Annotated in this window: 8 protein-coding genes; 3 read left to right on the top strand and 5 right to left on the bottom strand. The window is 65.9% G+C overall.

Annotation, left to right across the window (positions count from 1 at the left end; genetic code table 11):
* Positions 1-28 precede the first annotated feature (28 nt).
* The 5 genes from Q0U08_RS12770 to carA all read right to left on the bottom strand — a co-directional run bounded on the left by Q0U08_RS12770 (position 29) and on the right by carA (position 5,969).
* Positions 29-661, bottom strand: coding sequence for a rhomboid family intramembrane serine protease (locus Q0U08_RS12770; RefSeq protein ID WP_298091774.1), 633 nt, complete (start codon positions 659-661; stop codon positions 29-31).
* Positions 662-666: 5 nt separating this feature from the next.
* A complete protein-coding gene (gene greA, locus Q0U08_RS12775) occupies positions 667-1,143 on the bottom strand; it encodes a transcription elongation factor GreA (RefSeq protein WP_112382511.1) in 477 nt (158 codons plus the stop codon).
* A 76-nt stretch (positions 1,144-1,219) separates the two neighbouring features.
* Positions 1,220-4,552: a carbamoyl-phosphate synthase large subunit gene (gene carB, locus Q0U08_RS12780; RefSeq protein WP_298091775.1), complete on the bottom strand. Its 3,333-nt coding sequence runs from the start codon at positions 4,550-4,552 to the stop codon at positions 1,220-1,222.
* Positions 4,552-4,779, bottom strand: coding sequence for a hypothetical protein (locus Q0U08_RS12785; protein ID WP_298091776.1), 228 nt, complete (start codon positions 4,777-4,779; stop codon positions 4,552-4,554). The genes carB and Q0U08_RS12785 overlap by 1 nt, the downstream gene beginning before the upstream one ends.
* A complete protein-coding gene (gene carA / locus Q0U08_RS12790; RefSeq protein WP_298091777.1) occupies positions 4,776-5,969 on the bottom strand; it encodes a glutamine-hydrolyzing carbamoyl-phosphate synthase small subunit in 1,194 nt (397 codons plus the stop codon). Before carA ends, Q0U08_RS12785 begins: the two co-directional genes overlap by 4 nt.
* A gap of 137 nt (positions 5,970-6,106) precedes the next feature.
* On the opposite strand from carA, the gene Q0U08_RS12795 reads away from it, so the two are divergent.
* From Q0U08_RS12795 to rpoD, 3 genes are all read left to right on the top strand, one after another.
* The gene (locus tag Q0U08_RS12795; RefSeq protein WP_298091778.1) at positions 6,107-6,559 is read left to right on the top strand and encodes a GatB/YqeY domain-containing protein; all 453 of its coding nucleotides are present in this window, start codon (positions 6,107-6,109) and stop codon (positions 6,557-6,559) included.
* An 85-nt stretch (positions 6,560-6,644) separates the two neighbouring features.
* A complete protein-coding gene (dnaG, locus tag Q0U08_RS12800) occupies positions 6,645-8,516 on the top strand; it encodes a DNA primase (RefSeq protein WP_298091779.1) in 1,872 nt (623 codons plus the stop codon).
* On the top strand, positions 8,516-10,549 hold the full coding sequence (gene rpoD / locus Q0U08_RS12805) for an RNA polymerase sigma factor RpoD (RefSeq protein ID WP_298091780.1): 2,034 nt from the start codon (positions 8,516-8,518) through the stop codon (positions 10,547-10,549). The genes dnaG and rpoD overlap by 1 nt, the downstream gene beginning before the upstream one ends.
* Positions 10,550-10,876: the final 327 nt, after the last annotated feature.

Genomic DNA, 10,876 nt, shown 5'->3' on the forward strand with positions numbered 1-10,876 from the left:
GACAGGAAGAGGAGGGGAGTTTTACATTTCAGGCCCCGCGGTAACGCCACAGCAGCAGCGGCCGCGCCAGCGCCAGCCCGGCGATGAAGCCGCCGATATGCGCCCAGATGGCGATCGTCGTGCCGCCGAACCCAGCCAACCCGACGAGCAACTGGATGCCGATCCACGCCGCGGCCAGCCACAGCACATGCACCACGTCCGCCGACACGCCCGCCACCGCCTGCGCGCGGCGCTGGCCGTAGAACAGCGCATAGGCGCCGACCACCGCGGAAATGGCGCCGCTCGCCCCGATCATCGGCACGTGCGAAACCGGGTCCATCACATATTGCCCGAACGCCGCGGCGAACGCGCCAGCCACATACAGCAGCACGATCCCGCGCGCGCCCACCGCCCGCTCCGCCTGTGCCCCGCAATAGACCAGCATCAGCAGGTTCAGCGCCACATGCGCGAACCCGCCATGGATCAGGGTGGCCGTCAGCGGCGTCAGAATCGCGGGGATCGGAAAGCCCGCATCGGGCGGCACCGCCGCGTCGAAGCGCAGCGGAATGAAGCCGCCACCCACCGCCGCCTCCGGCAGCAGGTTCATCGCCAGGATGAGCAGCGACGCGACCAGCGTGACGATCGCGATCGTCGCGGTGGCGCGCGCCTGGCTCCAGTCCACCGCGTTCAGATGAAGTCGATCTTGGATACGAGGTAATAGCGCTCGCCCGCGGGCACAGACACTTCCACCTCGTCATCGACCTTGCGGCCGATCAGCGCGCGGCCCAGCGGCGAGTTGTAGCTGATCCGCCCGGTCTTCGCATCCGCCTCGGTCTGGCCGACGATCTGGTACGTTACCGGCTTGTCGTCCTCGTCCAGCAGGGTCACGGTCGCGCCGAACACCACCTTGTCGCCCGAAAGCTCCTTGGGGTCGATGATCTGCGCGCGCGCCAGCTTGTCCTCGATATCGCTGATCGTGGCTTCGTTCTGGCCCTGCTGTTCCTTGGCGGCGTGATATTCGGCGTTTTCCGACAGGTCGCCGTGCGCGCGTGCTTCCTCGATCGCATCGACGATCAGGGGGCGTTCGGCTTTCAGACGCTTCAGATCCGCGGTGAGCTTCTCATAGCCCTCCTGGAGCATCGGCATCTTTTCGACGGTCGCCATAATACTAGTCCCCAATTCCTATATCCCGAGCGGACCCCCACGGGGCCCGCTCGCACATCATTCTCTCATGTCGGGATCAGTTGTGCGAAGGAGGATAGTAGGATTGCAGGGGTCGCACTTCAAGGCCACCCGAATCGCCCGCACGAATCGCCCGCGCCGCCTGCACGCTGGCCGGTGCGGTGGTGAAGTACGGAATCTTCTGCCCCAGTGCCGCTTCACGGATCGGCTTGGAATCCTTCAAGGATTGCCAGCCTTCCGTGGTATTGAAGATCAGGTCGATTCCGCCGTCCTTGATCCGGTCGACGATATGCGGCCGCCCCTGCGCCACTTTGTTCACCCGCTCGATCGGCAGGCCGGCACGCTCCAGATAATCGGCCGTGCCGCCCGTCGCGACGATCGCAAAGCCCGCATCGACCAGATCGCGCACCGCCGGCACGATGTGCGGCTTGTCCGTGTCCTTGACGCTGACGAACACCGCGCCGCCCGTGGGCAGCACCGTGCCCGCGCCGAGCTGCGACTTGGCAAAGGCGGTGGTGAAGTCGGGGTCGATCCCCATCACTTCGCCCGTCGACTTCATTTCCGGCGACAGCACCGGGTCGACACCGGGGAAGCGGGCGAAGGGGAACACCGCCTCCTTTACCGCATAATAGTCGATATGCCGGTCGATCTTGGGCAGGTCGGCCAGCTTCTCGCCCGCCATCACCCGCGCCGCGATCTTGGCGATGGGCGTGCCGATCGCCTTGGCGACGAAGGGCACCGTGCGGCTGGCGCGCGGGTTCACCTCGATCAGATAGACCTTGTCGTCCTTCACCGCGAACTGGATGTTCATCAGCCCGCGTACGTCCAGGCCGCGCGCCAGCGCCTCGGTCTGGCGCTCGATCTCGGCGATGATCTCGGGCGACAGGCTGTACGGCGGCAGCGAGCAGGCGCTGTCGCCCGAATGGACGCCCGCCTCCTCGATATGCTGCAACACGCCGGCCACCACCACGTCGGTGCCGTCACACAGCGCATCGACATCGACCTCGATCGCATCGCGTAAGTACTGGTCGATCAGCACGGGCGCCTCGCCGGACACCTGCACCGCCGTCTGGATATAATCCTCTAACTGCGCCGGACCGTCGACGATCTCCATCGCACGCCCGCCCAGCACGAAGCTGGGGCGCATCAGCACCGGATAGCCGACCCGATCGGCGACGATCAGCGCCTCCTCGCGGCTGCGGGCGATGCCGTTGGCCGGCTGCAACAGGCGCAGCCGGTCGACCAGGGCGGCGAACTGCTCGCGGTCCTCGGCCAGATCGATCGATGCCGGGGCAGTGCCCAGGATCGGGATGCCCGCCGCTTCCAGCCCCCGCGCCAGGTTCAGCGGCGTCTGCCCGCCGAACTGCACGATCACGCCGACCAGTTCGCCGCGGCTCTTTTCGACGTCCAGGATCGCCAGCACGTCCTCGGTGGTCAGCGGCTCGAAATACAGCCGGTCGGACGTGTCGTAATCGGTCGACACCGTTTCCGGGTTGCAGTTGACCATGATCGTCTCATAGCCCGCGTCCGCCAGCGCGAAGGAGGCGTGGCAGCAGCAGTAATCGAACTCGATCCCCTGCCCGATCCGGTTCGGACCGCCGCCCAGGATCACCACCTTGCGGCGATCGGACGGCTGCGCCTCGTCCTCGGGCTCGCCGAAGGTCGGCGCCTCATAGGTCGAATACATGTACGGCGTCTTGGCGTCGAACTCGGCCGCACAGGTGTCGATCCGCTTGAACACGGGGCGCACGCCCAGCTTCTGGCGATGCTCGCGCACCTCCTCTTCGGTGACGCCGCCGGTCATCGCCTTGACGACCTCGTGGATCAGGCCCGATCCGCGGGCGATACCGCGCGTCATGCCGCGCAGATTGGCCGATTGCAGCGCCAGCCAGGCCAGCCGCCGGTCGGAAAAGCCCATCGCCTTCAGGCGGCGCATGCCGGGCGCGTCGATCGGCAGGCCGTTCGCCATCACCTCGGCCTCCGCCGCGACGATCTCGGCGATCCGCTCCAGGAACCACGGATCGTACTTGGCGATCGCGTGCACCTCGGCGACGGTGAAGCCCTCGCGCAGCGCCTGCGCCGCAACCAGCAGCCGGTCCGGCGTCGCGCGTGCCAGCGCCGCCTCGATCTCGGCACGTGGTGCGCCGACCAGATGCTCGACATGGTTGAAGCCGGACAGGCCGGTTTCCAGCCCACGCAGCGCCTTTTGCATCGATTCGTGGATGTTGCGGCCGATCGCCATCACCTCGCCCACCGACTTCATCGCGGTGGACAGGACGGGCTCGGCCCCCTTGAACTTCTCGAAGGCGAAGCGCGGGATCTTGGTGACGACGTAATCGATCGTCGGCTCGAACGATGCAGGCGTCGCACCCGTGATGTCGTTCTCGATCTCGTCCAGCGTATAACCGACCGCCAGCTTGGCGGCGACCTTGGCGATCGGGAAGCCCGTCGCCTTCGACGCCAGCGCCGACGAGCGCGACACGCGCGGATTCATCTCGATGACGACCAGGCGGCCGTCCTTGGGGTTCACCGCGAACTGGACGTTCGACCCGCCCGTCTCCACCCCGATCTCGCGCAGCACCGCGATGCTGGCGTTGCGCATGATCTGATATTCCTTGTCGGTCAGCGTCAGCGCGGGCGCGACCGTGATGGAATCGCCGGTATGGACGCCCATCGGATCGATATTCTCGATCGAACAGATGATGATGCAGTTGTCCGCCCGGTCGCGGACCACCTCCATCTCATATTCCTTCCACCCGAGCAGCGACTCCTCGATCAGCACCTCGGTGGTCGGCGAAGCATCCAGCCCCGCGCGCGCGATCGCCAGAAACTCCTCGCGATTATAGGCGACACCGCCGCCCGTCCCGCCCAGCGTGAAGCTGGGGCGGATGATCGCCGGCAGGCCGACTTTCTCCAATCCTTCCAGCGCCTCCGCCTCGGTATGCGCGATCGCGGAGCGGGCGCTTTCCAGCCCGATCTTCGTCATCGCGTCCTTGAACTTCAGACGGTCCTCCGCCTTGTCGATCGCCTCTGCGTCCGCCCCGATCATCGTCACGCCGAACTTCTCCAGCGTGCCATCATGGAACAGCGCCAGCGCCGTATTCAGCGCCGTCTGCCCCCCCATCGTCGGCAGCACCGCATCCGGCCGCTCCTTCTCGATAATCTTCGCCACAATCGCCGGCGTAATCGGCTCGACATAGGTCGCGTCGGCCAGATCCGGATCGGTCATGATCGTCGCCGGGTTCGAATTGACCAGGACGATGCGATAGCCCTCTTCCTTCAGCGCCTTGATCGCCTGCGTGCCCGAATAGTCGAACTCGCACGCCTGACCGATGACGATCGGCCCCGCGCCGATGACGAGGATGGAGGAGATGTCGGTGCGTTTTGGCATTAGTGCCCCTTCAACGGCGGTGGGCCGCCAATTATTCCGATGATGGTCGACCATTCAGGCCGAAAAGCTGCGGCGATCGCCTGACCTTGCTCGTCCGAAACCTCGTCGATTTCGATAGCGACTTCATCGTCGTTACGATCTTGCACGTGGATCGGCTCGATGTTCGCATCTGCAAGCATAGCAAGGACATCCTCGACATGCTGTGGCTTGATGCGAAATCGGATCACCCTTGGTCGCCCTTCAACGACCCCACGAACCGCTCGAACAGGTAGAAGCTGTCCTGCGGCCCCGGGCTGGCCTCGGGGTGATACTGGACCGAGAAGGCCGGCCGGTCGGTCAGTTCCAGCCCCGCATTCGATCCGTCGAACAGCGACACATGCGTCTCGCGCGCGTTGGCGGGCAGCGTCTCGCGCTCGACAGCGAAGCCATGGTTCATGCTGGTGATCTCAACCGCGCCGTCGGACAGCCGCTTGACCGGGTGGTTGGCGCCGCGGTGGCCCTGGAACATCTTGGTGGTCCTGGCGCCCACCGCGAGGCCGAGCAACTGATGCCCCAGGCAGATGCCGAACAGCGGCTTGTTCGTCTCCAGCAACTGCCGGATCACCGGCACGGTATAATCGCCCGTCGCGGCCGGGTCGCCGGGGCCGTTCGACAGGAAGATGCCGTCCGGGTTCAACGCCATGATCTCGTCATAGCTGGCGGTCGCCGGCACCACGGAGACCTTGGCGCCGGCAGCGACCAAATTGCGGAAGATGTTGTGCTTCGAGCCGTAGTCGATCGCGACGACGTGCGGGCGCTCCGCATCCTCGATCCCGCCATAGCCGAAGCCCAGCCGCCACACGCCGCCGTCTCGCGCATCGCCCCAGCCATAATGCAGCTCGGTCGAGACGCCCTTGGCAAGATCCATGCCCTCCAGCCCCGGCCAACCCTGCGCCATCGCCAGCAGCGCATCGAGGTCGAACTCTCCGGCCGCCGAATGCGCGATCACGCCGGTCGGCGCGCCGCCGCCACGGATACGCCGGGTCAGCGCGCGCGTGTCGATGCCCGCCAGGCCGATACGCGTGTGCCGCGCCATCCAGCCCGACAGGTTCTCCATCGCGCGGAAATTGGAGGGCGCGGTCGGGTCCTCGCGCACGATCATGCCCAGCGCATGCGGCGCGTCGGCCTCGATATCGTCGGGATTGGCGCCGACGTTTCCGATATGCGGGAAGGTGAAGGTGATGATCTGCCCGGCGAAGGACGGATCGGTCATGATCTCCTGGTAACCGGTCATCGCGGTGTGGAAGCACACCTCGCCCACCGCTTCTCCTTCGGCGCCGAAGCCGCGGCCCCACAACACCTCACCGGATGCCAGAACGAGGACCCCGGTCGCGCCCTCGGGCTTGTCGGGCATGGCAAAGGGCTTGGCGTCGGCCATGATCGGCGGGCACTCCATGTTGGTTGGTCGGCGATGTCGCTAAGTGCCGCCCGCTAGAGCGCAACGGCGCCCACGTCAACCGGTTCACGGGGCGGGCCTGCCCCGCTATCCTCGGTCTTTTGGCGAAAGACGAGACGATGATTCGCGACGATATCAAGGCTGCGCAGGTGGCCGCCATGAAGGCTGGCGACAAGGAAAGCCGCGGCGCGATCAGCCTGATCCAGGCTGCGATCAAGAACCGCGACATCGAGGTCCGCACCGGCGGCGCCCCCGCCGACGACGACACGCTGGTGATCGAGGTGCTGCAGAAGATGGTCAAGCAGCGGCGCGAATCGATCGCGATGTACGAGACCGGGGGACGCCAGGAACTCGCCGACGCGGAAAAGGCCGAGGTCGCGGTCATCGAACGCTTCCTGCCCCAGACGCTGAGCGAGGACGAGACCCGCGCCGCGATCGAGGCGATCAAGACGGAGATCGGCGCAACGGGCATGAAGGACATGGGCCGCGTCATGGCCGAGCTGAAGGCGCGCCACGCCGCCGTCCTCGACATGTCGAAGGCCAGTGGGCTGGTGAAGGCGGCCTTGGCGTAACATACGTAGTTTCAGTCTCGCGAGAGGGGGCATCGCCGCTTGCCCCCTCCCCCCGAAACGGGCATGATATAATCGGCCGGCTACCATGAGCCTGACCCCGCAATTCCTCGACGAGCTGCGCGCCCGGACGTCGCTGTCCGCGCTCGTGGGCAAGAGCGTCAAGCTCCACAAGGCGGGGCGGGAGCACAAGGGCTGCTGCCCGTTTCACAACGAGAAAACGCCCAGCTTCTACGTCAATGACGAGAAGGGCTTCTATCACTGCTTCGGCTGTTCCGCGCATGGCGATGCCATCCGCTGGATGACCGACCAGCGCGGCCTGCCCTTTATCGATGCGGTCAAGGAACTGGCGCAGGCGGCCGGGCTGGAGATGCCCGCCCAGGACCGCCGCGCCGCCGAAAAGGCCGAGCGCGCCCGCGGCCTGCACGATGCGATGGGCGACGCCGCAAACTGGTTCATCGAGCAACTGGGCGGCCTGTCCGGCGCGGAGGCACGCAGCGTGCTCGACAAGCGCGGCATCCGGCCCGACACCGCCCGCGCCTTCGGCCTGGGCTTCGCGCCCGACAGCCGGGGGCAGCTCAAGGCCGCACTCAAGGACTATGGCGCGCCTGCGCTGATCGAATGCGGCCTGCTGATCAGCGTCGAGAACAAGGACCCCTATGATCGGTTCCGCGGCCGGCTGATGATCCCGATCCGCGATCAGCGCGGCCGGGTGATCGCGTTCGGCGGCCGGATCATCGGCGATGGCGAGCCGAAATATCTCAACTCTCCCGACACGCCGCTCTTCGACAAGGGGCGCACGCTCTACAATCTCGACCGCGCCAGCCCAGCGGTGCGCAAGGCCGGCCGCGTGCTGGTGGTCGAGGGCTATATGGACGTGATCGCGCTGGCGCAGGTCGGCATTCACGAGGCGGTCGCCCCGCTCGGCACCGCGCTGACCGAGCACCAGTTGGAGAAGCTGTGGCGCATGGTCGAGGTGCCGGTGTTGTGCTTCGACGGTGACGCCGCAGGGCAGAAGGCCGCGATCCGCGCCGCGCACCGCGCGCTGCCGCTGCTCCAGCCGGGGCGCAGCCTGTCCTTCGTCACGCTGCCACAGGGCCAGGACCCCGACGATCTGGTCCGCGCCAAGGGTGCCGGCGCGATGGAGGAACTGCTGGCGAACGCGCAACCGCTGGTCGACCGGCTGTGGCAGAGCGAGGTCGCCGCCGAACCGCTCGAAACGCCCGAACAGCGCGCCGGGCTGAAGCAGCGCCTGTCCGAACTGGCCGGCACGATCGCCGATCAGGGCGTGAAGTTCGAATATCTCTCCGAGTTTCGCCGCCGCGCGGACGAGCATTTCCGCCCGGCCAAGAAACCGTTCGTGCCGTTCCAGAAGCGTACCGGCCCGTGGAAGCCCCCGCCCCTGCCCGTCACCGAGGATGCCAAGGCGTTCCGTGCGGCCGGCATCGACCGGGTGCTGGCCAAGGCGGTGCTCGCCGGGCTGATCCGCCATCCGGCCGAGATCGCCCGGCACATGGAGGTGCTGGGTTCGCTCCGGCTGGTCGACGGCGCACTGGGACGATTGTTCGAGGCGGTGGTCGATGTGGCGCTGGAGGATCAGCGCGGACAGGACCCGCTTGATAGCGGACGGCTCGTCACCATATTGGCACGGTCCGGTTTCGAGACAGTCGCAAGCGAACTGCTGAGGGCCGATACGATGCCATATTCGTTCACGCAGCGAACCGCCGATGAAGCCCGCGCCCGTGCCGACCTGGACGAGGCCATCGCGATCCTGATCGCGGGCCCCGAGGTCGATACGATGCTGGCGGAGGCGACCGAAGTTATGCGGGTTACGATGGACGACGACGCGTTCGAGCGGCAGGTGGCATTGGTGAGGGAAAAACAGGCGTTGGAGGATCGACTTGCAAATCTGGTGCAGTCGAACGAAGACGCCCGTGCGATGGGATCCGAGGGCAATTGATGGCGAAGGCGAATATGGCGGGCGACACGACCGACACCACGGAAACGGGCGATGCGCCGCTGATCGACCTGAACGATGCGTCGGTCAAGAAGCTGATCGCGCGTGCGAAGAAGCGCGGCTACATCACCTATGACCAGTTGAACGAGGCGCTGCCGCAGGACCAGATGTCCTCCGACCAGCTCGAGGACATCATGTCCGCCTTGAACGAGATGGGCGTCAACATCGTCGAGAATGAGGAAGCCGGCGAGGACGGCGAGTCCGAGGAGGATTCCGCCGACGAGGCGGAGGCCGTCGACGGCGAGGCCGATGGTGCCGCACCTGCGCTCGAGACCAAGAAGAAGGAAACCGTCGATCGGACCGACGATCCGGTCCGCATGTACCTGCGCGAGATGGGGGCCGTCGAGCTCCTGTCGCGCGAGGGCGAGATCGCGATCGCCAAGCGGATCGAGGCCGGCCGGGACACGATGATCCTGGGCCTGTGCGAATCGCCGATCACCTTCAACGCGATCATCGACTGGTCGACCGCGCTCAACGAGGGCACGATGCAGCTTCGCGAGATCCTCGATCTCGACGCGATGCTGTCCAAGGATGCCGGCCCCGGCGACCTGTCCGACGACGAGGACGACGATTCGGGCGAGATCAGCGCCAAGAATGCCGGACCGCAGTTCAAGGAAGAGGAAGAGCCCGAAGAGGCTTCCGCGGACGAAGACGACGACATGACCGAGCGGCGCACGCCGCGCCCGTCGGACGATGAGGAGGAGGACAATACCCTCAGCCTCGCGCAGATGGAGGAAACGCTCAAGCCCCAGGCGCTCGAGAAGTTCGCCAACATCACCGCGCTCTACAAGAAATTCTCCAAGGTCCAGCAGAGCCGGCTCGATGCGATGTCCGGCGGTGACGACCTGTCGGCGGCCGACGAGAAGAAGTACCACAAGCTGCGCGAGGAACTGACCGCCGAGGTCGAGAGCGTCCAGTTCCACAACCAGAAGATCGAATATCTGGTCGATCAGCTTTATGCCTATAACCGGCGCCTGACCGCGCTGGCTGGGCAGATGCTGCGTCTGGCCGAGCGCCACAAGGTGAACCGCAAGGACTTCCTCGACCGCTATCTCGGCCATGAGCTGGACGAGAGCTGGCTGGATTCGGTGCGCGGGCTCGACAAGAAGTGGGGCAATTTCGCCACCAACGAGGCCGCGACGGTCGACCGCATCCGTTCCGAAATGGGCGAGATCGCGCAGCAGACCGGCATGGCGCTCACCGAGTTCCGCCGCATCGTCAACATGGTGCAGAAGGCGGAGCGCGAGGCGCGTATCGCCAAGAAGGAAATGGTCGAGGCGAACCTGCGCCTCGTCATCTCCATCGCCAAGAAGTACACGAACCGCGGCCTTCAGTTCCTGGATCTCATCCAGGAAGGCAATATCGGCCTGATGAAGGCGGTGGATAAGTTTGAGTATCGCCGCGGCTACAAGTTCTCCACCTATGCAACCTGGTGGATCCGTCAGGCGATCACCCGCTCGATCGCCGACCAGGCGCGGACCATCCGCATCCCGGTCCACATGATCGAGACGATCAACAAGCTGGTCCGCACCAGCCGCCAGTTCCTTCACGAGCAGGGCCGCGAGCCCACGCCCGAGGAAATGGCGGAGCGCCTCTCCATGCCCCTGGAGAAGGTGCGCAAGGTGATGAAGATCGCCAAGGAGCCGATCTCCCTCGAAACGCCGATCGGCGACGAGGAAGACAGCCATCTGGGCGACTTCATCGAGGACAAGAACGCCGTCATCCCGGTGGATGCCGCGATCCAGGCGAATCTGAAGGAAACGGTGACGCGCGTCCTCGCCAGCCTGACCCCGCGCGAGGAACGCGTGCTGCGCATGCGCTTCGGCATCGGCATGAATACCGATCACACGCTCGAAGAGGTCGGCCAGCAATTCTCGGTGACCCGCGAACGCATCCGCCAGATCGAGGCGAAGGCGCTCAGGAAGCTGAAGCACCCCAGCCGCAGCCGCAAGATGCGGTCGTTCCTGGATCAGTAAACGCGCGCCCCCTCTGCGGGGCACGCTTCCACCTGAGATCAAGCGCGAATGGCAGCTCCCTCTTCCCTCCGGGGAGAGGGTTGGGGTGAGGGGCGGCCAAACAGTGCCGCGTTGCTTGGCATCCCCTCACCCTCCCATCGCTGCGCGACGGGCCCCTCCCTCTCCCCGGGAGGAGCGAGGGATTTACGCCCTCTCCCCTCCCGGGGAGAGGGAGGGGACCCACGGCAAAGCCGTGGGGAGGGTGAGGGGTCGCCCCAAACGCAACGGCAAACAGGCGAGCAGATACTCCACGGAGTCACGCGAGCCCGCGCCCCAAGACTTTGCGAT

It is taken from the genome of uncultured Sphingomonas sp. (assembly GCF_946477935.1).
Classification (GTDB): Bacteria; Pseudomonadota; Alphaproteobacteria; order Sphingomonadales; family Sphingomonadaceae; genus Sphingomonas.

Bases quoted from the DNA above. Each gene is read 5' to 3' on its own strand.
- carB (WP_298091775.1), bottom strand. From the start codon at position 4,552: ATGCCAAAACGCACCGACATCTCCTCCATCCTCGTCATCGGCGCGGGG.
- carA (WP_298091777.1), bottom strand. From the start codon at position 5,969: ATGGCCGACGCCAAGCCCTTTGCCATGCCCGACAAGCCCGAGGGCGCG.
- dnaG (WP_298091779.1), top strand. From the start codon at position 6,645: ATGAGCCTGACCCCGCAATTCCTCGACGAGCTGCGCGCCCGGACGTCG.
- Q0U08_RS12795 (WP_298091778.1), top strand. From the start codon at position 6,107: ATGATTCGCGACGATATCAAGGCTGCGCAGGTGGCCGCCATGAAGGCT.
- greA (WP_112382511.1), bottom strand. From the start codon at position 1,143: ATGGCGACCGTCGAAAAGATGCCGATGCTCCAGGAGGGCTATGAGAAG.
- rpoD (WP_298091780.1), top strand. From the start codon at position 8,516: ATGGCGAAGGCGAATATGGCGGGCGACACGACCGACACCACGGAAACG.